This window comes from Georgenia sp. EYE_87, from assembly GCF_023148685.1.
In the GTDB taxonomy this organism is placed as follows: Bacteria; Actinomycetota; Actinomycetes; order Actinomycetales; family Actinomycetaceae; genus Georgenia.
In genome coordinates, this window is record NZ_JAHXNL010000013.1 from 65,882 (window position 1) to 90,793 (window position 24,912).

A 24,912-nucleotide genomic window follows, 5' to 3' on the forward strand; every position below is an offset into this window, starting at 1 on the left:
TGCGCGAGGGTGTGGCGTCCCTCAGCGGCCGTGTCAGTCGCCACTCGAGGTCCAAAGGAGTCCGGCGGGGTCATAGCCGTCCTCGATGAAGCCTTCGCGAATCATGAGGTCGACGTACGCCTGGAGGTCGGCATCGGTAACGGTCGTGTCGTAGACGGGGAGGATTGACGCTTCGATGGCTTCCGGCGACAGAGCGGTGAACTCGGGAAGCACGGCGCGCACGGCGTCGGGATTGTCGTTCGCGTACTCACCGGCACGCTGGATCGCCGCGGCGAATCGCGCAGCCACCTCCGGATTGGCCTTGACGAATGCGTCGCTCATCACCCACTGCAAGGCGCTCATGCCACCGAGGCCTTCGGTAAAGGGCTTCGAGACGACCTCCAGGCCGTCCGCCTGAGCGGCCGAGAGGAAGGGGTCCACGATGAAAGCCGCATCCACACGGTTCGACTGCAAGGCGGAGACCATGTCGGGGTACGCGATCTCTACGACCTCGACGTCGGCTGGGTTGACGCCTGCCTCTTGTAGAACGACGCGCAGTGCGAGCTCGGGCGCCGACTTGAGTCCGACGAGTGCCACCGTTTTGCCGGTCAGGTCCGCCACGGCGCTCACGCCACTGTCAGGGGCGGCGACCAATGCGGTGGTGTCCTGCGCGCCGTCGGTGGGGTAGCGGTCGCTCCCCGCGACGACACGGATCGGCAGGCTTTTCGAAGCCGCGGTCACGATGGGCACAGATGTCATCAGCGCGACCTGGAGCTCATCATTCAGCAACGACGGAACGGCTGTCGTGGGGGTCTGGATGATGGTGGGGCTGACCTCCAGGTTCTCGTCAGCAAAGAAGCCTTGATCGAGAGCGATGTACACATGCGCAGCATTAGCGATAGGTGTGATGCCCACAGCCAACTCGGCAACCTCAGCCGACGCCTGGTCATCTGCTGTGGACGCCTGGTCACTGGGGGACGAACTGCTCGCAGAGCAGCCGGCAAACGTCAGCGCAGCGGCAGTAATGCCGGCGAGCGTCGCGAGCGTGCGCTTCTTTGTTGACATCGATACTCCATCGTGATCGAGATTCCAATACAGGCCGTACCGTATCGTACGGCCGGCATCGTGACTAGTTCCGCCGGGCGCCTGCCAGGCGGCACGTACCCGGTAAGTGCTCCGCAGAGTGCCAGCCTCGGCGCAGCGCCTCCAATACGATACGCTCCGAGTTGGACGCTCTCTCGACGGTGTCCTGCAAATGAAGGGTGTACGTCGTGGTGAACCTTGATCTCGCGCCGAACGACGCCGTCGTCGTCGCCTACCAGCGCACCCCGATCGGGCGGGCCCGCAAGGGCTCGCTCGTCGGGGAGCGCCCCGAGGACCTCGCGCTCGCGGCTGTCCAGGCGACGCTCGCGCAGGTTCCCGAGCTCGACCCACGCGAGCTCGGCGACTTCTACATGGGCTGCGCGGTGCCCGAGGGGATGCAGGGTGACAACATCGGGCGCCGCGTGGCCGTGCTCGCCGGGATGGACTTCCTGCCGTCCGCATCGGTGAACCGCTTCTGCGCTTCTTCCCTGCAGACGACGGCGATGGCCGCGCAGGCTGTTAAGGCGGGCGACGGCGACGCGTACCTGGTCGGCGGCGTCGAGTCGACGTCGAACCAGCCGCCCATCTCGACCCGCCTGTACCCGGGATCAGAGGAGCTGGCGGCGCGCGCGGACCGCGTCTTCGAGTCGGGCGAGGCGTGGCGCGACCCGCGTGAGGACGGGGAGACACCCGACGCCTACATCGCCATGGGTAAGACGGCGGAGTTCGTGGCCCGCCTGACCGGCACCACCCGCGCCGACCAGGACGAGTGGGCGCTGAAGTCTCAGCGCGCAGCCGCGGCGGCGATCGAGCGGGGATACTTCGCGGGCGAGATCACTCCGTACACCCGCGCCGATGGCACCGTCGTCGCGGCGGACGACGGCCCCCGCCCGTCCACCACGCTCGAGGGACTCGCCCGCCTGGCACCGGTGTTCCGGGCCGACGGCACGGTGACGGCCGGCAACGCCAGCCCCCTAAACGACGGCGCCTCCGCCCTGGTCGTGATGAGCGGGCGACGTGCCCAGGAGCTCGGGGTGACCCCCCTCGCCCGGATCCTCGGCAGCGCCGCGAGCGCCCTGTCCCCCGAGATCATGGGGCTGGGGCCGGTCGAGGCGTCCAGGCGTCTCCTGCGGCGGCTGGGCCTGTCGATCGACGACGTCGACATCGTCGAGCTCAACGAGGCGTTCGCCGCCCAGGTGGTGCCGGTCGTGCGGGAGCTCGGTGCGGATCCCGAGCGAGTCAACCCGCACGGCGGCGCCATCGCGCTCGGCCACCCATTCGGGATGACGGGCGCCCGGCTGGTGGGCACCCTCGCGCGCAGCCTGCAGGTCAACGACAAGACCGTGGGCCTCGCCACGCTGTGCGTCGGCGGCGGTCAGGGCATGGCGCTCGTGCTGGAGCGGCTGTCATGACCATCGCTGCGTTCGCGCAGCGGCTCATAGCGGAGGACACGAGCCTGCGGACCCTCGGCATCACGATCGTCGAGGCGTCCGAGGGCTACGCGGTCGCGTCGCTCACTGTCCGGCCCGAGATGGCCAACGGGCATGGGATCGCTCAGGGTGGCTACGTCTTCACCCTAGCGGACACCGCATTCGCGTTCGCGGCTAATTCCGTGCTCGAGGGGGCAGCGACGACGGATGCGCAGATCACCTACCTCGCGCCGAGCCACGTGGGAGATGGGCTCGTCGCCGATGCCACCGTGTACTTCCAGGACGGCAGGCGCGTGATCGTCGACGTACTTGTTCACGCCGGTGACCGGAAGGTCGCGATCTTCCGCGGCACCGGGCGAGCACTCCGGGCCCCGAGCGTAGGTTGACGACTCAGCCCGCCGAGGATCCCTCCAGGGCATTGGACCGCAGTCCGATGCCGTGCAGCGCGAGCTCGACAATCTCACCGGCGAACTTCGCGTCCAGTGGCCCGTCGTGCAGGAGCAGGCGGAGGTAGATCGGCGCGTAGGCGAGGTTTGCGAGCATCCCGGGCTCGGCGTCCGACCGCACCACGCCCTCGTCGATACCACGCCGGATCAGCGCCTCGACTGCCGCTCGACGACCGAGCCAGAACCTTTCATGGAACTCCTGCATCGCGGCCGGGTCGTACTGGGCCTCGGCGATCAGCTGGGCGACGAGCTTGCCGTCGAGGCCGGCGTACTGGTGCACGACTGCCGCGACATGCTCCCGCAGCGCTACCTCGAACGGCACGTCCTCGCGCACCGGCGTGTGCGTGAGGTACTCGCTGACGAACGCGTCGATCACGACGGCCGCCTTGTTGTCCCACCAGCGGTAGATCGTCGACTTGCTCACGCCGGCTTGCTTGGCGATCGCCTCGATCGTGAGCTTCTGGATCGTCGTGCCGCGCCGGGCGCCGACGCCCAGAAGCTTCAGCGTCGACTTCAGGATTGCTTGACGACTCTCTTCGCTGCGGGCCACCATGCGACACAGCGTATCCGATACGAAACGTCTCACAATGGCGACGCGTCCGTCTCTAGGGTGGTCACGTTAGACGCTCGGCCGGACCAGACGGCGCTGCGCAGACGAGAGCGGGGGTGGCCCAGGCCATGGCGGCCATCGACTACAACCTGATGCGACCGCTGCGGGTCCTCCTCGAGGAGCGGAACGTCACCAGGGCCGCCGAACGCCTGCACATGTCGCAGTCGGCGATGTCGATCGCGCTCGCCAAGTTGCGCAGACACTACGACGACCCGCTACTCGTGCGGCGGGGCAACACGCACCACCTGACCCCGCTCGCCGAGCGACTCCTCGGCGCTCTGCCCCAAGCGATCGCCGAGGCGGAGCAGGTATTTCGACTGCAGTCCCGGTTCGACCCGGTAACGAGCACCCGGTCGTTCGCGATCGCCGGCATTGACTACACGATCGCCCGCATCGCACCCGCACTGACGCACATCGTCGAGCGGGAGGCGCCGAATGTGCGGTTCGAGTTCCCCACCGTCGACGCGGCGCTGGTGAACGGCCTTCCTGATTCGCTCCGGATTCTCGACGGCGTGATCCTGCCGCACGGGTACCTCACCGACCAGCCGCACCTCGACCTGGTCACCGAAGAGTGGGTCTGCCTCGTCGACGGAGCATCCGGTCTCAGCGACAGTCCGACCGCAGACGAGCTGCTGACGCGCCCATGGGTCCACAACCTCGCTCCTCGCGAGGGCATGGGGCCGGCCAGGCAGCAGCTTCAATTCCGGGGCATCGACATCTCGGTCGCCGCGGTCACACCTCACTTCTTCGTCATGCCGTCCCTCATCGTGGGCACCGACCGGGTCGCCCTGGTCCCCGAGGGCTTCGCACGCATGGCAATGCAGCTGGAGCCGCGACTTCAGCTTGTCGTGCCACCCCTGGACCTCGCGCCCGTTCGCGATGCGTTCTGGTGGCACCCCGACCGCGCTGTCGACGCCGAGCACGTCTGGCTGCGTGAACTACTCGGCCGCGTCGTCGAGGTCATTCGGAATCGTCATGATCGCGATACCCAAACCGCGATTCCCTGATAGTTCGTAGTCGTGCATGGTGTGGTGCAGCGAAGATCGTTGCGGTCGTAGCATTCGATACGACACGTACTGAACACGAAGGAGTGTTGGTGGAAACGGACGTCGATGTCGTCGTCATCGGGGGTGGCCCCGTCGGAACGACTGCACTTGCCCTTATGGGCCGCCTGGGCCTGACCGCGCTTGGCCTGGAGAAGTACGAGGAGATGTGGCCGACCGCGCGCGCGGTCCACTTCGACGGCGAGACCATGCGCACGCTGCAGGGCCTCGGCATCGCCGAGAAGTTCGCCGCCGTGACGATCCCGATGAAGCACGTCGAGGTCATCAACGAGTCCGGCGAGGTCCTCGTCCACGCAGCGACCGACCGCTTCGGCGACCAGGCGTGGAACGACCACATCAGCTTCCACCAGCCCGACGTCGAACGACTCATCCGCGAGGTCGTCGACGAGACCCCGGGCGTCGAGCTCCGTTGTGGCGTGAGCGTGACGAACCTTCGTGACGCGGACGGCGGCGTCGATGTCGCCGCGGTGGCGACGGACGGCACGGAGCAAACGGTCCACGCCCGCTGGGTGATCGCCGCGGACGGGGCCCGGTCGGCGATCCGCCGGAGCCTTGGGATCCAGAACGACAAGTACGGCGAGGACGCGCAGTGGCTCGTTGTCGACGGACACCTCGTCGGTGCGCCTGGTTACGCCGCGGACATGATCCAGTTCGGCCGGCACACCCGGCCCGCGCTCTGGCTGCGGCTGCCCGGCACCCGGGTCCGCATGGAGTTCATGCTCATGCCCGACGACGACCCGAACGAGATCGTCACGCCCGCCGCCGTCGAGCGCATCAGCCGCGGCGCCCTGCCGGTGGACAAATTTGTGCCGGACCGGCAGGCGATCTACACCTTCCGGGGGCGGATCGCCCAGCAGTGGCGCAGCGGGAACGTCTTCCTCGCGGGCGACGCGGCCCACCAGGCGCCGCCGCTCTTCGGTCAGGGCCTGTGCGCGGGGCTGCGCGACGTCGCGAACCTCGCCTGGAAACTTGACCTCGTCAAGCGTGGGCTCGCCGGCGATGAGTTGCTCGATACCTACGAGAGCGAGCGCAAGCCGCATGCCACCTTCTGGGTGGAGACCGCCGCGAACCAGGCAGTCATCATCCAGACCACCGACCCCAAGGTCGCCGAGGGGCGCGATGAGTTCATCCGGGCGAACCCCACCGCCAGCGCCGTCCCCACCTCCCCCGCACTCGGCCCCGGCCTGCACGAGGGAGACAGGGACGAACGAGCCGGGAAGCTTGGCATGCAGCCGATCCTCGCGGACGGCACCCGTCTCGACGACATGGTCGGGACGCACTTCCTCGTCGTCGCAGACCGCGGGATCTACAACCAGCTGCCCGACTCGACCAAGGCCATGCTCGACGCTGACGGCGACGTCGTCACGCTGCTCGACCCGCTCAAGGTCGGCCAGATCCTCACGTCAGTCGGAGCCAGGGCCGTTGTCGTCCGGCCCGACCACTACATCCTCGGCGTCGGGGACACCGCGGACGATCTCGAGCGCCTGGTGCACAAGATCCCGTCCCTCGCGCATACCACCACCGTCACCGCTGATTCCCATTAAGGAGCACGACATGTCTTTCAGTCCGATCTCCCACATCCGGCACTTCGACATCGCGGTGCCTGATTTCGACAAGCAGGTCGAGTTCTACAAGAACCACTGGGGCCTGACCGTCCAGCACGACGACGGCGACGTCGTCTACTTCGCGGCCGAGGGGTCCCCGGAGCAGTACGTGACCCGGGTGCGTCGGTCCGCCGACAAGCGGCTCGACCTTGTAGCCTTCGGCGCCGCCGACCGGCAGGCCGTGGACAAGCTCGCCCAGGATCTCGGCACCGCCGGGGTGCAGCTGATCTTCGAGCCCACCGACCTGAAGACCCTGGGCGGCGGCTACGGCTTCCGCTTCTTCGACCTCGAGGGCCGCACGATCGAGGTCTCGACCGACGTCGAGGTGCGCCAGCACCGCAAGATCGAGGAGCGCGAGGCGATCCCGGTCCGGCTCTCGCATGTCGTGCTGAACTCGAACGCGCCGGAGACGATGCGCGCCTGGTACGAGAAGCACCTCGGGTTCCGCCTCTCGGACACCCTCAACCACCCCCACGTGGGCGACCTGTTCTACTTCATGCGCTGCAGCTCCCAGCACCACTCGATGGCCATCGCCCGCGGTCCGCACGCCTCCTTGCAGCACGCCTCCTTCGAGCTGCGCGGCCTCGACGAGTACATGCGCGGCAGCGGGCGAGTGATCCGCGCCGGCTACCGGAAAATCTGGGGCCCCGGTCGGCACGCCGCCGGCGACAACACCTTCACCTACTTCATCGACCCCAACGGGAACACGATGGAGATGACCACCGAGCTCCAGACGATCGACGAGGACACCTGGCACCCGACGATCTTCGACGTGCAGGAGCCGGAGACCTCGGACCAGTGGGGCACGGGCGGCGACATGGACGAATTTATCACCAAGGAGATGTTCAACGACCCGGACACCGGCCTCTTCGTCGCGCCGCCGGTCTGAGCCGACGGTAAGGAGAGGGCAACGGCGATGACGCTGTTCGGGATCGGCACCTTCGTGCTCGACGGTACCGTGATCCCCGGGTTAGTCAACGGGGACGACCTCCACGACGTGCGGTCCGCACTGCCCGCGGTCTCGCTCACGGCGGACCTGTTCGCCGAGTGGGAGGCGAACCTCGACCGGCTCGGGGACTATCTCGCCGCACCGGCGGTCGCCCCGCAGTCGCTCCAGGCGCTCGACGCCGCGGGGCGGCTGCGGGTGCTGCCGCCGGTGCAACCGGTCGGGCCGGTCCTGGCCGCCGGCGCGAACTACCGCGACCACATCATCGAGATGAGCGTCGCGCACCGGCTCGGCAAGGACGGCGCCTCGGACGCACAGCTCCGTGCGGATGCCGCCGCGGAGATCGACGCCCGCATCCGCACGGGCAACCCGTACGTTTGGACCGGGATCCCGTCCGCCGTGAGCGGCGCGTACGACGACGTGCAGCTGCCCGACGTCGGCGCAGACGTCGACTGGGAGCTCGAGCTCGGCGTCGTCATCGGACGGAACGCACACCGCGTGTCCGTCGAAGACGCGCTCGACCACGTGGCCGGCTACACGATGGTCAACGACCTCACGGCCCGCACGCTCGTGCCGCGCGACGACATGGCGAAGATCGGTACGGACTGGTTCCGCGCCAAGAACCAGCGCACGTTCTTCCCGACCGGTCCTGTGCTGGTGCCGTCGCGGTTCGTCCCCGACCCTTCCGACCTGCGCATCCAGCTCCGGCTCAACGGTCAGGTCATGCAGGACGCGACGACGGCGGGCCTCGCCTTCGACGTGCCCAGCCTCATCTCCTACGTGTCCTCGGTCGCGATCCTGCAGCCGGGTGACCTGCTCATCACCGGTTCGCCCGCCGGCAACGGCTCCCACTGGAAACGCTTCCTTCGCGACGGCGACGTCCTGGAGTCCACGATCACCGGCCTGGGCGCGCAGCGGAACGTCGTTCGCGGTCCCAGCGGGACGCTTCCCCCGTGGCAGGCATCACGAGTGAACGCGGTGTCGGAGTGATCCGTCAGCTCTACTTCGTCCCGCCGGTACCCCTGCTCATCGCGGAGGAGCTCGGCCTGCTCGCGACCGCCGGCCTCGACCTCGAGTCCCGGCGAACGCGATCCAGCGCCGAGCAGCTCGACGGGTTGCGGTCGGGCGAGGTCGACGTCGCGGTGACCGCGATGGACACCGTCTTCGTCTGGAACGAGCACGGCGCGGATGTCCGGATTGTCGCGGAGGTCGAGCGGACTACCCCGCTCGGCGTGTACGCGACGCCTGGCCACCGCGCCCTCGCCGACCTCGACGGCGCGCGCTTTGCCGTCGACGCGCTCACCAACGGCTTCGCGATCATCGCCCGCACCCTCGCATCGGCCGGGATCCGGCCGACGTACGTGGAGATCGGCGGAGTGACGGAGCGCCTCGACGCACTCGTCGCCGGCGCCGCCGACGCGACGCTGCTCGGCCCGCCGCTGGACAGGCTCGCGGAGCGGGCCGGCATGGTGCGCCTCGCCTCGGCCAACGATGCCTTCCCCGCACTGCCGGGGCAGGGTCTCGTGGTGCGGGCGAGGTGTGAACCCCAGGAGCAGGCCGCGCTCGACGTCTACCTCGGGGTGCTCGAGGCGGCGGTCCGTGCCACCGAGTCGATGTCGGACCGCGAGGGCGTCACCATCCTCGAGCGCCACGGGTTCCCTGCGCGCGCGGCCGCCGACGTCTGGACCACCCGCCCCCGGTCGACCGTAGTCGACGCCGACGGCCTCGCCCTCCTCGAGGGCCTGCGCGCGGGCCTCGACCTCCTCCCCGAGGGCTACACCGGAATCGGCAGCATCCTCGACGCCGCACGGCTGCCGCCGGCGGACCAAGCCCGCACGACCAGCTCAGTCTCGTGACCGTTCCACAGGCCATCCTCAAAGGAGAAGAAATGGATGTGACCACCGTCCGCGGCGCCCGCGAGGTGCTCGGCTCCCAGTTCACGATCAACAAGCTGCCGATCAAGAACCGGATCGTGCTCGGCCCGATGTCGGTGCTCCGCCCGACCGACGACGGCCGCCCCAGCGGGCAGACCATCGCGTTCTTCAGGCGCCGCGCGGCGGGGGGCGTCGGGCTGATCATCGTCGGCGGCTCGGTGGCGACCGAGCGCGCCTGGCGGGAGTCGCCGTTCTCGCCCAACCTGCGCTTCGACAAGGACGAGTTCGTCGCCGACCTCAAGCGGCTCACGGACGCGGTGCACGAGCACGGCACGCCCGTCTTCGCCCAGCTCTTCCCCAGCTTCGGCAGGATGGGCGTGCCCCGGGACGGCCACCAGATCTCGGCGGCGAGCCCGAAGCCGGTCAGCATCGGGGTGGCCGGGCTCCCCGACCACGTCTACGTCCCGGGCGGTCGCATCACGCCCGCGCCGCACGAGGCCACCGTCGAGGAGATCAAGGGCATCGAGGCCGACGTCGTGGCCGCGGCCCGCCGCGCGAAGGCGGCAGGGTTCGACGGCCTCGAGATCGGCGCACACATGTGTTACTTCTACTCCTCCTTCCTCTCGCCGCTGTCGAACCAGCGCACCGACGAGTACGGGGGCTCGGCCGAGAACCGGGCCCGGGCTCTGCGCGACGCCGTCGCCGCCGTCCGCGCCGAGGTCGGCCCGGACTACCCGATCGGGATCCGGATGAGCGTCAACGACCACATGCCCGGCGGCCAGGGGCCGGAGGGCTGGGCAGAGGTCGCCTCGCACATCGTGCCGGCCGGCGTCGACTTCATTTCGCTCAGCGAGGGGAACTACGAGTCGCTGGGCGAAAACCTGCCGACGCCGTCGGGCAACATGCTCGCGCACGGCGAGCCGCAGGCGTTCCGCAAGGCTCTGGGCGACGGCGTCCGGCTGTTCCTGTCCAGCACGCCCGCCCCGCAGCAGGCGGCCGACGCCATCACTGCCGGGCACGTCGACGCCACGATGCTCGCCCGCCAGCTGCTCGCCGACCCGGACTTCCCCACCAAGGTCATCGACGGGCGCGAGTCGGACGTCGTGTGGTGTGATCAGGCGAATTCGTGCATGCGCAGCCTCATGCTGGGCGTCCCGGTGCACTGCCACAAGAACCGGGAGATGGGCCGCGAGGACCCCGGCGCGGTGCAGGCGAACTTCGGGCAGAACCTGGCCGTCTGGGCGGCGGGCAACCGAGTGCTCATGGGGATGGCGGACAAGGCTGCGCGCCTCGCGCAGAAGCGGAAGCGGAAGCGCTGACATGACCACCATCGCCTACAAGCTCACAATCCTCCTCAAGGCCCGGGACGGGCTGACGCCAGAGGAGTTCACGCTGGCTTGGCTGAACCTCGAGGAGAAGCGGCCGCTCGATGCCGCCGGCCTGGTCCGGCACACCTTCGACCGCCCGCTTCCCGGCCGCCCCCCGGCCAGCGGGGCAGAGACGGCCCCGTTCGACGCCGCCGTCGAGACCTGGTGGCAGCGGAAGAACGACGCCGCCGACTGGGTGGTGTCCCGGCAGTTCGAGGACCGCTGGCTCCCGGACCACCTGGAGCTTCTCGCCGGACCGCCGGCCGCGATCGGCGGGATCCCCGAGCTGATCTGGCAGCGCGAGCTGCCTTGCGATGCGGCGCCCGTCCGGATCCTCGTCCTGCCGGTTGCTCTGCGTCGCTTGCGGTTCGGCGACTTCGTCGACCACTGGACCAACCGGCACGCGCAGCTCACGCTCGACGGCCCGCAGGCGAAGGAACGGCTCGTCAGCCTCGAGCACACCCCGGCACCGATCGCACCGCCGGCACGGTTCGCTCGCACCCGTTACGACGGCGTGGGAGCGATCACGTTCGAGTCCCCCGAAGCGCTCGCCGCAGAGTTCTCGAGCGACCACTACCAGCAAGTGCTTGCACCGGACAAGCCGCGGTTCACCGACCCGACATTCTCCGCAGCGTTGCTCACGGAACCGATCGTCCTGCTCCAGCTCGAGAATGAGGTGAGCTAGCGCGGCGAGGCGGTTCGTTATTAGGCGATCTTCTTGAGTGGGACCTTGAAGCCGAGGTTATCAAGGTCGTGGACGTGGTTGCGATGCGTCGGTTTTGGGTGACAGTCGTAGAAGTCGGGGCCGAGGTCGACGAAGCGTGCTTCGAGGGCGCTAAGCACATGCCAGATGACGATCAGGACTGAGCGACCGACGACGACCCTGGTCTCCTTCTTGCATCGTTGGCGACCGAGACACCGGTAGCGCTCACCGAGGAAGGTGTTCGTGCGCACGGCGATGGTGGCGGCCAAGTACAGCGTTGAGCTGCTGGAGCGGGCGACGCGGATGGCGATTGAGGCCAGGAAGGATCCGGAGACGAGCCGAGCGACCATCGGATCGCGGACCATCGGGATCCGCCCGGAAACGTTGCGGAACCGGGTGAGGCATGCCGAGATTGACTGCGAGTGCGGCCCGGGACCACGACGGACGAGGCGACGCGGATCGCCGAGCTCGAGCGAGGGGTCCGGGAGAGCTGCGCCGGGCGAACGAGATACCCGGCGGGTCGCCGAGACCATGACCGTGTCCTTGCGCGGCAACACCTACGACGTCGAAGCCGGCCTCGTCGGGCGCACCGGTTCGAGCTGGCCTCCGACCCCTTCGACACGACCAACATCGCTGTGCAGTTACGCGGGGCGCGACATGGGCACCGCCGCCCCGCACCGATCGGCCGCCACGTTCACCCCGCCGCAAAGCCGGACATCACCGCCCCGACGCCGGCCACCGGAATCGACTACCTCGCCTATTCGGCGACCGCCACACCATCGCCCTGGCCCACGGTGAACTTCGCCGTTATGAGCAAACAACACCGCGGCTGACGAGACTGGCAATGACGGGGTCGAGCCAACATCGCCTCCTTCGCCGCCTACGGCGACCAGGTTGCTCACGCCGGCGCCGCCGCGGAGGTTCTGCCCGGGCAGACGGACCTCCTGGACGTGCTTGTCCCAGCAAGGACGCCTATACCGTCACGGGTCCGACGTGCGCGGTGCTCCAGGGGGGCGGGTTCAGACCGAACCCTTGCTTTCCGGCTCTTCGGAGTTTCGGGTGGGCTGAGGGTTTAGCGCGACGCCTCGTGTAGAGGCGCTGCTGGCAGATAGGGTCGCCCGGAGCCAGGTCGAGCAGGCGGGCGCGGGTATGGCCCCTTCTCGTTGCGAAGCGGACTCATCGGCGGCGAGGTCCTTCAGCACCGGCTCGACGGCCTTCCACAGGGTGCCAGTTCACCCCGAATTGGCGGCGACGCCGGCGACGGAGGCATGCTCGCGGCGCCGCTGATTGATCGCCCACCAGATCGCTCGGGTCGTCAGCTTCGTCACGCCGTCCACCAACTCAAATACGTCTCGGCAGGCGTTCCGGCCGGGCAGCTCTGTGCGGGCCACGCCACCGGCGCCGTCGCCACCCCACGACCATCGGCGCTCCGAAGGCCGGGCGTCGTGCAGGCGTCGAACCCGCCGGCCATGCCCGACGGCACCAACCCGCGCTTGCGGCAGCCTTCGACCCGCGGGCCGTCTCGACGGTGACAAGTTGTCTGCCGCGATCGCACCGGGTGCCGGCCACGTGCCTGCGATGCCGAACGGCTCGTCCGGTCCCAGGATCAGTAGTGACCAAGCAAAATGATTGACCGAGCGGCCGAGGAAGGTCTACCAGACCTGGCTCAAGGACCGAGGCGATGAGTCCAAGGCGGGCGTGAAGGTTGCAACCTTGGCTCCTTCCGCGGGTACCAGAACGCAAACGATGCCGAGGCTCGAAGACGCCGCCGCGGTCCTGGACGCCTTCCATGTGACGAGCGTCGACGTGATCGACGAGGTCCGCCGCCGCGTCCAGTAGGACACCACCGCCTACCGCGGCCGCAAGGATGACCCGCTCTACAAGATCCACAACGTGCCGCGCGCCGGGCCGACCGCCTCACCGAACGGCAACGGGACCGCCTTGAGCGCCACCTGCCCGCCGCGGCGCACGGGGAGGTCTTCCTCGCCTGGCACTGCTACCAGCGCCTGCGCTCGATCTACCACCACGTCGACCTCGCCGCCGCGAAGACGACCGCGGAGCAGATCGTCGGGACCCCTCCTCCACACCTCCCCTCCCCAGTCCCGAGGTCGCCCGACTCGGGCAGCACCGTGCGCCAGTGGAAGGAGCAGCTCATCGGCTACTTCACCACCAACCGCACCAGCAACGGCGCCACCGAGGCCCTCAACGGAGACATCGAGCCGCACCGACGCATCGCCCGCAGCTTGAAGAACAGGGAAAATACCGACTACGCATGCCCTCGCCGGAGGAAAACTCACCGAGCCCGAAACTTCGAAGAGGCCGTTTCCATGCACCTTTCGAGCGAGCGGCTCCTCAGAACCCATCCGGGGAGCCGCCCACTCTGAATGCCGCGGCCGATCTTCGTTATCAGAAGCCAGGCATACGCTCAGTTCCTGGATCGGGCCGATAGGCGTCCCAGTGCTCCTGCAACTTGCCGTCCTTCACTCGGAAAATGTCAATGAGCACGCCGCTGTACTTGTGCGCCCGTACTTCCTTGCGAATGACGAAGTCGCCATCGGCAAACAGAGCGACGTCACGAGGTTCGTTCCTGTAGGGAAGGGGAATGATCCTCTTGAAGTAGCGCTTCAAATCCTGAAGCCCTTGTCCTGCGCTATGGTTGTGCTGGACATAATCCTCAGCAACCAACTCATCCAGCAATTCGATGTTATCGCCCGCGCCGTAGAGGATTTCGAATAACTTCTCGACCAGGCGCTCATTCTGCTTCAGCTTGTCGGACACCATTGGTGGACTGACTCCTTCTCTGCGGATACTGCGGTTTTTTGCATCAGGGGTGCGTTTTGTGACCTTGCCTCCACCCATCCAGCTGACGACGGTTTGAACGGAAAGCGCAATCGGAAGCAAGTGGAGCAGTGCCCTCAATGACTATTCGTCTAGGTACTTCCCGCAACAACTCTGCCACTTTCCCGGGGATCTCGTTGAGTTGGGGTGCAATCAGCACGGCTGCCCTCGCCAACTACCGGCCAACGGGACATCATGTAGGCGCGATCGGCGATCTTAAGCCCCAGTGCACACGGCGACGGACAGCGCCGCCGAAGGCAAACCCAATCGGTATGAGCGTTCATTCATTACGCACCCCAATCTTCGTTGATCTACTCAATTGAACGATCGAGACCAGTCGGCCGTCAAATCGTGGGTGGACGCGCAGAACGGACCGCTTCTCAATTATATCTCCGTGACCCCTCAGACCTACTCGTCCCGCGGCGGACAGGCAGGCTAATGCACGTTCTCTATTGGCCCAGGCGCGTACAGCGGGGCCACCGGCAGCGCCTCGGACGGCTCAACCGCCGGGTCCGCTACACGCTGAGGATGCTTCGACAACTCCGAAGGAGAACGCACATGCACGCCGCGCGTGCATGTGCCCGTCCTCCAGAATCACGGACGCTCGAACGAGAGGTCACTCAGAACGACGGAGGCCGCTCATAGCCAGCCGCAGGGCGCCACGCATCCCAATGCTCGGCCAGTTTTCCGTCCTCGATGCGGAAGATGTCGATCAACATTCCGTTGTGGCGCACCTCCTGGCGCACCACCATGTCGCCCTCGGCGATGAGGGTGACATCCTGTTCACCAGCTAGATCACCCGTGAGCGGCACAGGAATGACGTTGGTGAAGAAGTGCTTGACTCCTTCTCGGCCCTGGCCGGCTTCGGGGTTGTGCTGCTTATAGTCCTCTGCCAAGAGTTCGTCGATGACGTCAAGATTTCCTCCAGGCCCGTAGGGCACCTCGCGGTAAAAGCGCCTGACAAGTTCCTTGTTGGCCTCGATTTTTTCAGTGCTCATGACGCCTCTCCTTTGTGCGCATCGCATGTCTCTGTGTCGTTTGACACAATACGAACCGTATCGCATCGTCGTCGAGGCTTCAAGGTGCCGGGACCACGGGCTTTTCCCGGTTCTTTCCCGGTTCCTCCGCGCCTGGTACACGGCTTCAACCACAGCGGTCAGGCCGGTGGGAGTCACTGATGACGGGCTTCAACCCGCTCAGGCCAAGGCCCTTCAAGGAAGATCGTCCAGAAACACAGCAGTCTGTGGAAGCGAGGCGGCCAGCCCCAGCCCAGGCACTTCTAGCGACAAACATCGCCCGAGGGGGGCAGTGCGCGAACGGGCCGTTCTTCAGACTAGCGATAACCTGCTCGACAATCGCCTGGTCGCGTCACTGCATCCGATTCTAGTGTTTCGCCAGCGAGACGCTCGGACCGCCAGGCCCGTCAGCGCCAAGAGGCGACCGCACCGAGCTGAAACTTGTACCCGCGCAGGTCGGTACACGCAGGAGCACCGTTACTCGGGAGGGCCGACCGAGCCGCCGCGCCGAAGCACGTCGATGTCGCAGACGTTGTCCACGCTGGCGACCATCCCCGCCACCCGCGCCGGGAACTCCACCGCGCGGCGTTAGCGCCCGCGCTGACGGCAACCGTGACCAACTCAGCAACTATGTCCGACTCCCTTGCGGGACGCCGCCAGCAGCATCACCGGTATCAGACCGGCAGCAGCGGTACTGTAGTCGTCGTCGAGTGCGGCGACGAGGTCGTGGGAACTCGCATTTCCCGTGGATCTGTAACTTATCGCTATGAACCTTCGAAAGTCCCGTCCTCGCTAGTCACAGGAGCATTCGGCTGTACACGACCCACCAGTCCCGTCGGCGAATCCGGGCTTACTCGGGCGACCAAGCTTCCGATTAAGCCCCGCCCGGGGGTCATGCGGCATTCTTGATCGGCGAATGATGGGCGCGTGATGGCCGCAGGGTGCCTGCGGTCGTCCCAAATCTGGGGGTCCGGGATCATGGTGGTCTGGCCGGGGCGCCCAGGGTGACATTACGTCTGCGAAGTCCACATCCGTGGGCGGGGTGAGTCTTGCCGTTTTCCGCGTTCTCTCGAGGCAGGCGCAGAGCGGTTACTCACAGTATGAGGTGTCGCTACGCCGTTCGTCGATCAGCTCACACCTTGGCCGAGATACTGCCCACGTATTTCGTCGAGCTGAGAGCCGATCTCGGCCGCGGAACCTTCATTGATGACCTGGCCACGTACCATGACATACGCTCGATCTGCGATCTCGAGCGCGAGGTGGACATGCTGCTCGACAAGCAGAAGCCCACAACCCGTCGTATCGACAACCTGCCGGAGGATCGGGAGGAGGCGCGAGACGACAATTGGCGCAAGGCCGAGGCTCATCTCGTCGACCACAAGCATCCTCGGCCTAAGGATCAGTGCACGAGCAAGCGTGAGCATCTGTTGCTCACCACCTGACAGAACGGCCGCACGTCGGCCGAGTATCGGCCGTAGCTGTGGAAAAAAGTTAAGCACCTCCTCGTGTGCCTGTTGGTCAGGCGATGCAACAGCAAGGTTCTCCTTGACGGTCAGGCTCCGAAATAGCGCGCGATCCTCCGGCACTTGAATGAGTCCAGCTCTGGAAATTTGATCAGGCCTATGCCCTAGCACCGACTGTCCCTCGTATCGGATGTCGCCGTTACGTGGGGGGACGAGACCAGAAACCGCAGAAAGCGTAGTCGTCTTTCCCGCTCCGTTTGGACCAAGGAGACAGACCACCTCGCCCCCATCGACATTGAGGGAGACGTCGTTGACGACACTGGCCCCCCGATATCCAAGCGTAACCGAGTCGATCTCGAGCAACGGAGAGCGTTTAACCGGCTCATTCATTCGTGCCTCCCGCCACATCATTCCCAGACAGTGGATCCGCCACTGTCCCGAGGTACGCCGCGATGACTCCGGGTTCTCTCATCACCGCTGCTGGCTCACCGACGGCAACCGTCCTACCGAAGTCGAGGACATGAAGCATGTCGCTTACGCCCATCACCAAACTCATATCGTGATCAATAAGAACGATGCCCACACCGCCATCTGACACCTCACGCAAGAGCGTCTGAAGTGCTATTCCTTCATTGTCATCCAGCCCGGCCGCGGGTTCATCGAAGAGCAGGACTCGCGGAGAACCAACGAGCGCTCGGGCGACGCCGACAAGGACTCGCTGGCCATGGGATAGTTCAGTCGGCAATAACTCTGCCATCTCTGTGAGGCCGACCATGCGCAGCTTCTCCAGCGCCTCAGCACGCGGATGGAAAGCCTTACCCCCCCGGCGTACGGCGATGCTTACATTCTCAAGCACCGTGAGGTCATCGAAGAGGGCGACCGACTGCCAGGTCCGGCTGAGACCGAGTCGACGACGGCGATAGGCTGATATACCAGCCATCCGATTCCCGAGGAACTCCAGACGTCCAGTCATACGTGTAAACCCGGAGAAGCCATCAACGAGTGAAGTCTTGCCCGCGCCGTTTGGGCCGATTAAGCCGACGATCTGGCCCGCTCTCACCTCGAAGTCTACCTCAGAGACTGCACGCAGACCGCCGTAGGCGACCGTAAGATTAGTTCCACTGAGCAACACCTCGCTCATTGAGTGATCCTTACTTTGTTGCCTGCGGACGCCCTTACACCGTTACCGCCGAAGGATGGGAACCGATGAACGAGATCACGGAAGAAGCCAGCAATACCAGATGGGTTGGCAACAACCGTGACCAGTACCGCGAGGCCCGCGAACAATAATTGGAAGTCGCTGCTTATGCCGAAGAGGGAGGTAACCGCGTGCATCAGGATTCCTTGGCTAACTAGGAGCCCGGCGATCACAGCACCAGTAACCGTTGTGATCCCGCCGAGGAAAGCCACTGCGAGCATAGAGATAGCCATCAGCTCGGTGAATCTCATGGGTGACACCAGCCCGAAGTTGTAGCCGTACAGGATTCCGGACACACCAGCAAGGAGCCCACCAATAGCGAATGCCACCAACTTCACGAGTGTCAGATTGATCCCTGCCGATGCAGCAGCAGACTCACTTCCTCGCACGGCCAGGAGTTTCGCGCCGAGATTGCTTCGCCGGAGCAAGACGACACCCGCGGCACACAGGACTGTTACAACAAGGAGGAACACGGCAAAGCCTGGACTCGGCACTTGGCCGTCGCCTTCCCAGAAGGATTCTGTCGGACCCAGCGGGATGCCGAAGACTTCAGGTGCGTCCACCGTTGCCGCGAGCTGACCCCCACCCCAATAGGGGTTGTTGAACCAGACAGCCTGGATAGCAACCGCCCCGGCTAAGGTGATGATCGCGAACTGCATCCCTCGAAGTCGCATCGCGGGAAGCGCCACAACCAGACTGACTATAACCGCAGCTGTGATCGCGACAAGGACTCCCAGCCATCCCGGAAGCCCCCAGTCCTGCGTTGCTTTTGAGAGCACAAAGCCCGCTACGCCGGCGACAGCCATTTGAGCAAGGTTGACCGCCCCGAGGTACCCGGTAACGACAACGATGGACAGGATTGCTACTATTCCAATCAAGCTGTTCACGAGCGCTTGTCGATAGTCGTATGGAGCGAACGCGATAACGCCAAGCGCAAGAACAATACCAATTGCGAATCGAATCAGCAGATACTGCGGACGAGGTGCACCAGGCAGCCGTGGAGCGTCCTCACTCGCCCTACCCGGGAGTGAATGACCGCGTACCAGCAGGATAATCGCGATAATCACGAAGGGCAGCGCTTCCTTGATGCCCGGCGTTGGCGCATTGTCCGTGCGCGGGAACCAATCCATCCCCTGAGACCAGGTGACGAGTGCTTGTAGCGACCCGATGAGCAACCCTGCGACTGCTGCCACCCAAAACGACACGAATTTGGCGACAAGCGCGGCGCCCAGCACAGGCACGATATAAAGCGTGAGCGCGGTCGGCTGGAGGCCGATCATGGGGGTGACCAGCACTCCGACGATGCCCATCAGAACCGATGCGATCGTCCAGTTGACGGCTTCAAGGCGATCAGGATCCACTCCGATGAAAAGGGCGCCCGTGCGATTGTCAGCTGCAGCTCGAGTCTGAACGCCGAATCGCGTCTTCTGGTAGAGGACCGTCAACGTTATTACCGCGCAGAGAGTGAAGGAGAGTGCCACAACTACGTCGTAGCCGATGGATGCGACGCCGAGCTCGAGTTGCCCGCGAAGGAGCGGCGCGACTACTCGCGTGTCGGTGTCGAAACTTAGGATCATCGAAGCTTGGAGCACGAGTAGCACTCCAGACGACGCGACGATGCGTGCGAGTGCGCTCGCGGTTCGGAGGAACCGGTACACCAACACGTACTGAAGCAGACCCAGGATTGCAGCAACCACCACGCTAACAGCTAGCGCCGCCCCCGGTGCCATCCCCTCACCTTCGGGAAGGATACGGATGGGGAATCCCAGAAAGAGGACCCCCTGACTTGTCAGCGCCCAGAAAACATACGCAACGAATCCCGCATTGGCCCCAGCGGCGAAGTTGATCACTCCAGATGATCGGTAAGTGACAACTACACCAAGCGACAGCGCTGCAATTAGTGTGCTACCTGCAAGACCAAGCAGTAAAAACGTCAGGATTTCGAGCATGGCACCTCCCATACTGTCAACGAAAACTATAGGCCGAGAGTTTTCGTTTCGATTTCGAGCGGCGCCGTCCACTCGCCGTCACCTTCATAGGTGGAGACGAAGGCATTCGTGGTGCACAGTGACGGCGCGCCCTCCGCGGCGTAGGCACCGCAGGCAAGGGAGTCCACACCCAGGAACACCGGCCCAGTAAACGCCTTCATCTCAGCGTCCAAAGTCTCGCTGGTAAGGTTATCCACGCCGACTGCATTCATGGCCCGCACCTGGCTCAGTACAATGCCGAAAGTGGAAGAGGCCGTCCCTCCGAGGTTCGCGTCGGCGGGAGCGTAGCGGTCCATCGCGGCGAGATAAGCCACCATGTCTTCGGCTGTATTACCTTCGACTGCTGGCTGAGGTCCGACGAAGGTCCACTCCGGATAGTCCCCGAGTTCCTGCACGGTGGTCTGTTTCATGCAGAAGTCATAGGCGAGAATGGGTACGTCTATGCCGAGTTGGTCTGTTGCCTTGGTGGCAGGAATGCAGGTGGCGGGGCCTCCGACCACCGCTACAGCTTCCGCCGTCTGGGCGCCGGCTGCCGTAAGCGCGCTAGTCCATTCTGAAGCGTTTGCAACTGGGACCGCCGTCACTTCAATACCCAGCTCAGGGCCTTTGCTCGACAACATCTGCACGTTGGCGCCAGCACCTGGGTCTGTGGCGTCGTACGCAACGGCGAGTGTTTCTGCGCCAAGGTTGTCTCGCGCGTGGACAAGCAGACCAGGAGCGGAGGCGAAAGCCGCAGCCGTGTAGAAGACGATGTCTTCTGATTCGAGATCCTGAGGCCCGAACGGCCCGAATCCGATTAACGCCCTCGTGTCCTTAATGGTCTGGTATATCGGGCCGGTACCGAACGGTGTCGCGCCGAGTTGTACGCTCACGATCGAGTCGTCATTAGCGAACTCTTGAGCGCACTTGAGTGCATCCTCGTCACCTTGAACGATCGCACAGGTGCTGATCTCCAGCGGATGTCCCTGCACCCCTCCGAGATACTCGTTGACGTATTCGACAGCCGCGGTTGCCGCCACGGTGGCTTCCGGGAAGGAGGGCACACCACCTTCGACGTTGATGAACCCGATCCGCACCGGCTCAAGCGAGGCGTCAGCCGACGTTGCTTCGCCTCCTACATAGTCGAGTGCAACTTGGTACTGATCAGTCGATAGGCCGTCTCCGTTTGTGGGACTGGCGCCATCGGCTCCCCCCACGCTCGTGGTGCAGCTAGCGACAACTACCGCCCCCACCCCGCAGAGCGCGAGAGCGGACGATCGTTTCAGGTTCAGCATCGTTGTTCTCCCTAGTCTTCGTTGACTCTCGACTGCAACCTCCGGGACCACCGCAGGGAGCGATACCGAACGTTTCGTATTGGAGGCTATAGATCCGCTGCTGAGTTCGCAAGTCTCTGCGACTCGAGATCGGGGGAATGCTCGGATCGTTCTAGGAGCGCCCGCGATCTACCTCATCCGGGAGTCCTGGTCGGCGCCCGGCGTGCCAACTTGCTACGTGCAGTTCACTTGGAGGCCTGCTCTTGGTCGACTGGGTCGCGCCCTCAGGTCTGGCTACGAGGAAGCGGTAGGTGGAACCCAAAGCTACGACAGTGACAATCCCACCGAGCACGTCCGCGCTGCTGCGGGGTCTGCTGGTCGTACAGCTCGTCCTGGCGGCCGTGCTCACTTGGAGGACGACCCGGATGGACGGCTTTGCCTCCGCCGCCTCCCTCACGGCGATGTCGGTCGTCGCCCATCTGCTGGCCGTCGCCTCGATCGGACAGACCCGCGTCATCATCGGCGGGCTCGACCTAGCCATCCCTGATACATCACGGTCGGCGCTGTGGCAGCCGTCGTGCTCGGGGACAACCACGGATGGCCGCTGTGGCTGGCCGCTCTGTCCGTCGCCGTCGTCAGCGGCGCTGCCGGCGCGCTGAGCGGCGCAATCTGCACTCCCTCGAGGTGCAGTTGCTCGTAATCACCCCTGAGATGTCGGCAGTGCTCACCGGCGAGGTGATCATCGCCATGAAGGCGAACACCCTGGGCATGCCGCCCGCGTGCCGTGGCACCTTGACAGCCGCGATGGAAACGACATTCGAGCTGCCCTTGCCGCCCGTGGTGGCGCTGACCGTCCTCGCGGTCGTGGGAACGTCTCTTCCTGGGGCGCACACCGGCGGGGCGATGCCTGTACGCCACGGGGGCGGGACTCGCGTGCCGCCGAGGGCGTCGGGTGCGCACCGCCCGGGTTTGGATCGGCACCTTCGCCTTGGGGGTCGGCCCGCACCGGGCTTACCGGGATGCTCGTCGTGGGGTTCAGCTTCGGCACCTCGCTCCCGACCCGAGACGCGTACTTCTACTCGGGGCTCGCGGCCGTACCGGTCGGTGGGACGGCGCTGGGGAGCACTCAAGGAGACTTCCTGCGCACCGTGCTGGAGCCCTGACTCGCACCGAACTCACGACGCTCCCCGCCGGCCTCGGCCGGGGCCTCGGCCTCGGCGAACGTGACACTATCCTCTACGGCATCGCGATCATCCTCGTGGTGCTCACCGACGGCCGCGCCCGGCGGCTGCGGGACCAGCTATGACTTGGCCGGTGCACCAGTGGGACGCGCCCGAGTACATCGGACCCGCCTTACGGTATTGGCAGGACCAGACACCTAGGCGTGTGAACAATGACTATTCTGCTCGACACCCGGACGGTGACCCCTTCGCGCCGCCCGGAGTACTGGTCGGCGGGCATCGCAGAGCACTTCTTCCCGATGTCCCTCCAACCTCCGGACGACCACCCCTTCGCGGCCCGGCTCACCGGCGGCGACGTCGGGCCGGTCGCGGTGCGCTTGATCCGCGGCGTGCCGCACCGGGTCACGCGGAGCTCTCGGATGATCGCCGACGCGGACCCGGCCTGCCTCCTGCTCTACCTAATCCGTCAAGGCGCGTGCCGGATACAGCAGGACGACCGGGCCTGCGTGCTCCAGCCCGGCGACGTCGCGTTCCAGGACACCTCGCGTCCTTCGTCGTTCGAGGCGCGCGACGGACTCGACGTCGCCGTGTTTTCGATCCCGAAATGGTTTCTCGGGGAGGGTGCGGACGGCTTCGCCGCCAGGACCGCGGCGGCGATGTCACTACGAACCACGCCCATTCTCCGCATGGCCGTGCCGTTCCTCGCCGGTCTCGCCCAGACGGCTGAGACCGGGGCACTTTCGGCGCAGGAGGGTGAAGTGCTCTCGGGCATGCTTGGCACGATGCTGCGCATGCTGCGAAGCGATGCCGTCGAAGCGACCCAAGAACGCAGCCCCGACGCCGAGGTACTGCTGACCAGGATGCGACGCTATGCGCTAGTGCACCTGCACGATCCGGAGCTCGGTCCCGACCGGATCGCCCGGGCGCACCACGTCTCCACGCGGTACGTGCACAAACTGTTCGCCGAAGCCGGCACCGGAGTGTCGGCCTGGATCCGCGAGCAGCGCATGGAGCGTGCCGCGCAGGAGCTGCGTGAGTCGGGCGAGTGCTCGATCGCACATCTCGCCGCCCGCTGGGGCTACCGGGACGCCGCCAGCTTCAGCCGTGCCTTCCGGCGAGCCCACGGCCGGTCGCCGCGGGAAGTCCGTGCCGGAAATGCCTAACCTCAGGTCGCACCAGACACAGGGAGGCCCTCGCCCTGACCTACGGGGCGGGGGCCTCCTGTGGGGACGGCGCTAGTCGAGCGGGAAGCCCTCCTCCACGATCGGGAAGCCCTCCTGGCGCAGCCGGGTGCCCCAGATGCCCGACTTGCCGGGGGCGATGATCCCGTTCGGGTCGAGTGTGTCCTTGAGCGTCTCGTTGAACCGGCGCTGCGCGTGGTCGTTGAAACCGAACTGGTGGGCGGCAAGGTCCATGAACGACAGGTGCGCGCGATACTCGCCGTAGCCCATCTTGCCCGCCTTGGCGACCATCCGCTTCGCCGCCGCGTACGCCTTCTCCACCTGCTCGGGGTTTTTCGTGTCGAAGGGGATCACGTTGATGAACGTGGTCGCCCGGGCGTTGATCGGGAGCATGCCACCGAGATAGTCGAGCCCGGCCTCGGCGCACATCTCGCTCATCAGCTTCTGCGCGGCCTGTGCGTGCTGAGCCGTCAGCGGGATCACCGGCGAGAAGTCGACATGGCCGCCCTCGTCGCCACCGGACCACGCGGCCATCTTGTACAGGTCCAGGCTCGGAACGCCGATCTGGACCCGCTCGTGCGGGTTGGGAAGCTTCTCCCACTCGTCGGCACCGTGCTTCTCACCCGTGAGATCGACGCCGGGGATCCGCAGGAAGCGCTTCCTCAGCTTGGCGTAGTTGTGGTCGACCACGGCCTCGTCGCCGTACAGCGCGAACCGCATCATCCAGCGCCCGAGCCCGAGCTCCTTGGCGATCTTCTCGATGACCTCTTCGGGCATCGGGCCTGGACCGTCGTACCACTCGGCGCGCGTGGAGAGCATCGACGCCATGATCAGCGTGTTCGACAGCTGCGGGCGCATGTCGATCGTCCCGGCGAGCATCAGCTCGCGCAGCGCGTCGATCACTGCCGGCAGCTGCGTGTCATCCCACAGACGCAGCCACAGCGGCATGTAAATCTCGGGCTTCGGCATCAGCCAGTAGCCCATCTTCGTGACGATGCCGTAATTGGACTGCATGAACAGCTCGGTGGACGTCGGGCCGAGACCGCGCTTGTACAGCGGCCACGTCGGGTTGTTGTCCATGGCACCGGAGCCGGTGCGAAGCAGGTCGCCGTCCGGCAGGACCACCTCGAAGCCGCAGTGGGACGCCTGGTCGATGCTGTACGGCATGTAGGTGAGGCCGTGCTCGAGGGTGTTGGAGACGACGCCGCCCCAGCCGATGTCGACGATGGAGGCGACTAGGTCGTGGCCGCCGGCCTTGATCGCGTCGTGCAGGTCGAACCAGCTCACGCCCGGCTCGACGATCGCGTAGCCGAGCTCCTCGTTGATCTCGAGCACCTTGTTCATGTTTTTGAACGACACCATCACCGAGCCGCGCACCTGCGGGGCGGCACCGCCGTAGCCGTTGTTCTTGCCCCGGCCGATGGGCCACAGCGGGACGCAGTACTCGTTCGCGAGTCGCACAATCGCCTGCACCTCCTCGACGGACGTGGGGCTGACGACGCCGGACGGCACGTTCGTGGCCGTGCCGGGGACCTGGTACGGGTCCTGGAAGTCCTGCAGCGTCTCGGCATCGGTGGCCACCTTTTCAGCACCGATCGCCGCGGCGAACGCCGCGAGTGCTCGGTCGAGCTCGGCCTCGGTGATGCCGGGCGGGACCGGTCGGGTGGTCTGGGTGACGTCAGTCATCG

23 protein-coding genes and 1 pseudogene are annotated in these 24,912 nt (G+C 65.7%); 14 read left to right on the forward strand and 10 right to left on the reverse strand.

What is annotated here, in order from left to right:
* Positions 1–33: 33 nt before the first annotated feature.
* Positions 34–1,044, reverse strand: a complete 1,011-nt coding sequence (locus tag KZX45_RS16300) for an ABC transporter substrate-binding protein (RefSeq protein WP_248258809.1) — start codon at positions 1,042–1,044, stop codon at positions 34–36.
* A 206-nt stretch (positions 1,045–1,250) separates the two neighbouring features.
* On the opposite strand from KZX45_RS16300, the gene KZX45_RS16305 reads away from it, so the two are divergent.
* Complete coding sequence (locus KZX45_RS16305) at positions 1,251–2,474, forward strand: acetyl-CoA C-acyltransferase (protein WP_248258810.1); 1,224 nt, start codon at positions 1,251–1,253, stop codon at positions 2,472–2,474.
* A complete protein-coding gene (locus KZX45_RS16310) occupies positions 2,471–2,878 on the forward strand; it encodes a PaaI family thioesterase (protein ID WP_248258811.1) in 408 nt (135 codons plus the stop codon). Before KZX45_RS16305 ends, KZX45_RS16310 begins: the two co-directional genes overlap by 4 nt.
* Before the next feature lie 4 nt (positions 2,879–2,882).
* On the opposite strand, the gene KZX45_RS16315 is transcribed toward KZX45_RS16310, so the two are convergent.
* Entirely contained in the window at positions 2,883–3,491 is a 609-nt protein-coding gene (locus KZX45_RS16315; RefSeq protein ID WP_248258812.1) for a TetR/AcrR family transcriptional regulator, read from the reverse strand.
* 113 nt (positions 3,492–3,604) lie between these two features.
* Here KZX45_RS16315 and KZX45_RS16320 point away from each other — a divergent pair, with 113 nt between their 5' ends.
* The 7 genes from KZX45_RS16320 to KZX45_RS16350 all read left to right on the forward strand — a co-directional run bounded on the left by KZX45_RS16320 (position 3,605) and on the right by KZX45_RS16350 (position 11,088).
* The gene (locus tag KZX45_RS16320; RefSeq protein ID WP_248258813.1) at positions 3,605–4,555 is read left to right on the forward strand and encodes a LysR family transcriptional regulator; all 951 of its coding nucleotides are present in this window, start codon (positions 3,605–3,607) and stop codon (positions 4,553–4,555) included.
* A gap of 89 nt (positions 4,556–4,644) precedes the next feature.
* A complete protein-coding gene (locus KZX45_RS16325) occupies positions 4,645–6,156 on the forward strand; it encodes a bifunctional 3-(3-hydroxy-phenyl)propionate/3-hydroxycinnamic acid hydroxylase (RefSeq protein ID WP_248258814.1) in 1,512 nt (503 codons plus the stop codon).
* 10 nt (positions 6,157–6,166) lie between these two features.
* On the forward strand, positions 6,167–7,105 hold the full coding sequence (locus KZX45_RS16330) for a VOC family protein (protein WP_248258815.1): 939 nt from the start codon (positions 6,167–6,169) through the stop codon (positions 7,103–7,105).
* A 27-nt stretch (positions 7,106–7,132) separates the two neighbouring features.
* Positions 7,133–8,152 (forward strand): fumarylacetoacetate hydrolase family protein, encoded by a 1,020-nt coding sequence (locus tag KZX45_RS16335; protein WP_248258816.1) that lies wholly within the window; start codon positions 7,133–7,135, stop codon positions 8,150–8,152.
* A complete protein-coding gene (locus KZX45_RS16340; protein ID WP_248258817.1) occupies positions 8,149–9,018 on the forward strand; it encodes an ABC transporter substrate-binding protein in 870 nt (289 codons plus the stop codon). Before KZX45_RS16335 ends, KZX45_RS16340 begins: the two co-directional genes overlap by 4 nt.
* Positions 9,019–9,050: 32 nt before the next feature.
* Positions 9,051–10,355 carry an NADH:flavin oxidoreductase gene (locus KZX45_RS16345; protein ID WP_248258818.1) on the forward strand — a complete coding sequence of 435 codons (1,305 nt, stop codon included), beginning with the start codon at positions 9,051–9,053 and terminating at the stop codon, positions 10,353–10,355.
* Between the two features lies 1 nt (position 10,356).
* Positions 10,357–11,088, forward strand: coding sequence for an EthD domain-containing protein (locus KZX45_RS16350; RefSeq protein WP_248258819.1), 732 nt, complete (start codon positions 10,357–10,359; stop codon positions 11,086–11,088).
* Between the two features lie 20 nt (positions 11,089–11,108).
* Here KZX45_RS16350 and KZX45_RS16355 read toward each other — a convergent pair whose 3' ends face one another.
* On the reverse strand, positions 11,109–11,639 hold the full coding sequence (locus KZX45_RS16355) for a hypothetical protein (RefSeq protein ID WP_248258820.1): 531 nt from the start codon (positions 11,637–11,639) through the stop codon (positions 11,109–11,111).
* A 1,096-nt stretch (positions 11,640–12,735) separates the two neighbouring features.
* Between KZX45_RS16355 and KZX45_RS20090 the strand changes: the two genes are divergently transcribed.
* Positions 12,736–12,945, forward strand: coding sequence for a transposase (locus tag KZX45_RS20090; protein WP_282453805.1), 210 nt, complete (start codon positions 12,736–12,738; stop codon positions 12,943–12,945).
* Between the two features lie 74 nt (positions 12,946–13,019).
* Positions 13,020–13,490, forward strand: a pseudogene (locus KZX45_RS20510) (transposase); the annotation flags it as partial.
* A gap of 22 nt (positions 13,491–13,512) precedes the next feature.
* On the opposite strand, the gene KZX45_RS16365 reads toward KZX45_RS20510, so the two are convergent.
* The 6 genes from KZX45_RS16365 to KZX45_RS16390 form a co-directional block, all read right to left on the reverse strand.
* On the reverse strand, positions 13,513–13,884 hold the full coding sequence (locus KZX45_RS16365) for a nuclear transport factor 2 family protein (RefSeq protein WP_248258821.1): 372 nt from the start codon (positions 13,882–13,884) through the stop codon (positions 13,513–13,515).
* Positions 13,885–14,564: 680 nt separating this feature from the next.
* The gene (locus KZX45_RS16370) at positions 14,565–14,942 is read right to left on the reverse strand and encodes a nuclear transport factor 2 family protein (RefSeq protein ID WP_248258822.1); all 378 of its coding nucleotides are present in this window, start codon (positions 14,940–14,942) and stop codon (positions 14,565–14,567) included.
* 1,145 nt (positions 14,943–16,087) lie between these two features.
* Positions 16,088–16,834: an ABC transporter ATP-binding protein gene (locus KZX45_RS20515; protein ID WP_374112604.1), complete on the reverse strand. Its 747-nt coding sequence runs from the start codon at positions 16,832–16,834 to the stop codon at positions 16,088–16,090.
* Complete coding sequence (locus tag KZX45_RS16380) at positions 16,806–17,564, reverse strand: ABC transporter ATP-binding protein (RefSeq protein WP_248258824.1); 759 nt, start codon at positions 17,562–17,564, stop codon at positions 16,806–16,808. Before KZX45_RS16380 ends, KZX45_RS20515 begins: the two co-directional genes overlap by 29 nt.
* On the reverse strand, positions 17,561–19,570 hold the full coding sequence (locus tag KZX45_RS16385; RefSeq protein ID WP_248258825.1) for an ABC transporter permease: 2,010 nt from the start codon (positions 19,568–19,570) through the stop codon (positions 17,561–17,563). Before KZX45_RS16385 ends, KZX45_RS16380 begins: the two co-directional genes overlap by 4 nt.
* Positions 19,571–19,596: 26 nt before the next feature.
* Entirely contained in the window at positions 19,597–20,883 is a 1,287-nt protein-coding gene (locus KZX45_RS16390; protein ID WP_248258826.1) for an ABC transporter substrate-binding protein, read from the reverse strand.
* A 404-nt stretch (positions 20,884–21,287) separates the two neighbouring features.
* Here KZX45_RS16390 and KZX45_RS16395 point away from each other — a divergent pair, with 404 nt between their 5' ends.
* From KZX45_RS16395 to KZX45_RS16405, 3 genes are all read left to right on the forward strand, one after another.
* Positions 21,288–21,521 (forward strand): hypothetical protein, encoded by a 234-nt coding sequence (locus tag KZX45_RS16395; protein WP_248258827.1) that lies wholly within the window; start codon positions 21,288–21,290, stop codon positions 21,519–21,521.
* Between the two features lie 360 nt (positions 21,522–21,881).
* Complete coding sequence (locus tag KZX45_RS16400) at positions 21,882–22,025, forward strand: hypothetical protein (RefSeq protein ID WP_248258828.1); 144 nt, start codon at positions 21,882–21,884, stop codon at positions 22,023–22,025.
* Between the two features lie 230 nt (positions 22,026–22,255).
* The gene (locus KZX45_RS16405; RefSeq protein WP_248258829.1) at positions 22,256–23,206 is read left to right on the forward strand and encodes a helix-turn-helix domain-containing protein; all 951 of its coding nucleotides are present in this window, start codon (positions 22,256–22,258) and stop codon (positions 23,204–23,206) included.
* A gap of 72 nt (positions 23,207–23,278) precedes the next feature.
* Here KZX45_RS16405 and KZX45_RS16410 read toward each other — a convergent pair whose 3' ends face one another.
* Positions 23,279–24,910, reverse strand: a complete 1,632-nt coding sequence (locus KZX45_RS16410; protein WP_248258830.1) for an FAD-binding oxidoreductase — start codon at positions 24,908–24,910, stop codon at positions 23,279–23,281.
* Between the last annotated feature and the right edge of the window lie 2 nt (positions 24,911–24,912).

Coding starts and splice junctions, on each gene's coding strand:
- KZX45_RS16300 (WP_248258809.1), bottom strand. CDS start 1,044: ATGTCAACAAAGAAGCGCACGCTCGCGACGCTCGCCGGCATTACTGCC.
- KZX45_RS16310 (WP_248258811.1), top strand. CDS start 2,471: ATGACCATCGCTGCGTTCGCGCAGCGGCTCATAGCGGAGGACACGAGC.
- KZX45_RS16315 (WP_248258812.1), bottom strand. CDS start 3,491: ATGGTGGCCCGCAGCGAAGAGAGTCGTCAAGCAATCCTGAAGTCGACG.
- KZX45_RS16330 (WP_248258815.1), top strand. CDS start 6,167: ATGTCTTTCAGTCCGATCTCCCACATCCGGCACTTCGACATCGCGGTG.
- KZX45_RS16335 (WP_248258816.1), top strand. CDS start 7,133: ATGACGCTGTTCGGGATCGGCACCTTCGTGCTCGACGGTACCGTGATC.
- KZX45_RS16345 (WP_248258818.1), top strand. CDS start 9,051: ATGGATGTGACCACCGTCCGCGGCGCCCGCGAGGTGCTCGGCTCCCAG.
- KZX45_RS16350 (WP_248258819.1), top strand. CDS start 10,357: ATGACCACCATCGCCTACAAGCTCACAATCCTCCTCAAGGCCCGGGAC.
- KZX45_RS16355 (WP_248258820.1), bottom strand. CDS start 11,639: ATGGTCTCGGCGACCCGCCGGGTATCTCGTTCGCCCGGCGCAGCTCTC.
- KZX45_RS16370 (WP_248258822.1), bottom strand. CDS start 14,942: ATGAGCACTGAAAAAATCGAGGCCAACAAGGAACTTGTCAGGCGCTTT.
- KZX45_RS20515 (WP_374112604.1), bottom strand. CDS start 16,834: ATGATGTGGCGGGAGGCACGAATGAATGAGCCGGTTAAACGCTCTCCG.
- KZX45_RS16380 (WP_248258824.1), bottom strand. CDS start 17,564: ATGAGCGAGGTGTTGCTCAGTGGAACTAATCTTACGGTCGCCTACGGC.
- KZX45_RS16385 (WP_248258825.1), bottom strand. CDS start 19,570: ATGCTCGAAATCCTGACGTTTTTACTGCTTGGTCTTGCAGGTAGCACA.
- KZX45_RS16390 (WP_248258826.1), bottom strand. CDS start 20,883: ATGCTGAACCTGAAACGATCGTCCGCTCTCGCGCTCTGCGGGGTGGGG.
- KZX45_RS16395 (WP_248258827.1), top strand. CDS start 21,288: ATGGACGGCTTTGCCTCCGCCGCCTCCCTCACGGCGATGTCGGTCGTC.
- KZX45_RS16400 (WP_248258828.1), top strand. CDS start 21,882: ATGCTCGTCGTGGGGTTCAGCTTCGGCACCTCGCTCCCGACCCGAGAC.
- KZX45_RS16405 (WP_248258829.1), top strand. CDS start 22,256: ATGACTATTCTGCTCGACACCCGGACGGTGACCCCTTCGCGCCGCCCG.
- KZX45_RS16410 (WP_248258830.1), bottom strand. CDS start 24,910: ATGACTGACGTCACCCAGACCACCCGACCGGTCCCGCCCGGCATCACC.